1 protein-coding gene is annotated in these 1685 nt (G+C 31.5%); it reads right to left on the minus strand.

Features of this window, described 5'->3' with window-relative positions; genetic code table 11:
- A partial coding sequence (locus SVN78_10960) for a metallophosphoesterase (protein MDY6822126.1) occupies positions 1-1147 on the minus strand: 1147 nt, incomplete at its 3' end.
- Positions 1148-1685 lie beyond the last annotated feature (538 nt).

Here is a 1685-nt window from a genome sequence, read left to right on the forward strand (position 1 = left end):
TAGGATTTACTTGCTCAACTGCTTTATTTACCAAGTCCTCTACTGCAGCATCAGGTTGTAAACCGACACCTTCATCAGCATAGGTTGTTATAATTTTAGAAGTTTTTTCAACTATATCACCACTTAACCTATCTATAGCAAAATCTATATCTGTATAAGCTGTGCCTGATGAAAAGGCTTGTGTTACTAATATATTATGACCATTTTTATTCTTTGTTAATGTATTTATATATGTATGAGAATGGCCGGATAACACAATATCTACTTCGTCATCTAAATATTTAACAATGTCAGAAATTGCACCCGTAAGCCTCCCATCATCATCTTGTCTGCCACCTTGATGTATAATTGCAACAATGGATTTTATATTTTTGTTCTTAAGCTCATTTACATACCTATTGATACTATTTGCCTCATCTAAAAAACTTAATCCACTAATAGCTGATGGTGTAACCATTGTAGATGTCTCTTTTAATATTGCTCCTATAAAGCCTATTGGTATATTATCTAACATTTTAATTGTATAGGGATTTATAAATGTTTTTCCATCATTATAGATAATATTGCTAGAAATAAATGCGAAATTTATCCCTTTATATGGGTCTTCTAAAAAAGGTCCATTTATATGGTTTCCACCATTTATTATTCTTAAAAGTTCATCAATACCTTCATCAAATTCATGGTTGCCAGGGATAGCAATAACATTACACAACTGATTATATTTATCATCATAGGAACACCAGTTATTGCCTAACATATTAAAGAACATAATTGTTGGTTCATCCTGTAAAAGTGCAGATTCTGGTGGAGAGCCACCAATTAAATCACCCACACTTATATAAAATGTACTATTTTCATATGCTTTTTGAGCACTCTTCAAATAAGAAGTCAAAACTGCTGCGCCTCCAACAGGTCTACCTCCAACTACCCTTCCTTCTGCAATTTGTCCATGAAAATCATTTATTCCAAGTATTTTTCCTCTAACTAATAAATCTGCTTTTATTGCTTTCTTTGATTGCCAGCTGACCTCTTTATTTGCAATCTCTCTATCTATTAAATTGTCAGCAAAACAGTAAAATGCGAACAAATTTAAGGCAATAGATAAAATGAGAGTGAATTTCACAACATTCATAACGCTTTTAATCATATGAATACCTCTAATTCAATTTAATTATAATAATTATAATGCAATCTTTTTTCAGTAATGTAAAATTCCTGTTAAGTCTATAATCTAATGACAAACCTTATATTATTATAATAAACTCAAGATATTTTCTAATGCTAAAACTTCCCTCTGACTTCGCAAGTCTAAACCGAGCACTTAAGTTTAAGTGCTATGGCCCCGTACTTAAGCCATCACAGCTATTTTACCCAATCCTCTGACTTCGCAAGTCAGATTTTGCCCGTATTTACGCCATCACAGGTTATATTAGCACATTTTCTAACTTGTTAAGTTAAGCTTCTTGTTTTGAATGACTTTAGTAATCTTATATAGATAACATTAAAAATATATAAATTATGGTAAATTAAATATTTAATGATGACTATATATGAATAACTCTACACCTTAAAGTTATCTATCATATTCTTTAGTCTCTCAAATTCTTTTTCTAGGTTGTTTATTGCATCAGTTACCTCTGCTACACTCCTTGAGGTCTCCTCAGACCCTGAGGAGATAACCTGTA

The sequence above is a fragment of the Deferribacterota bacterium genome (assembly GCA_034189185.1).
Classification (GTDB): Bacteria; Chrysiogenota; Deferribacteres; order Deferribacterales; family UBA228; genus UBA228.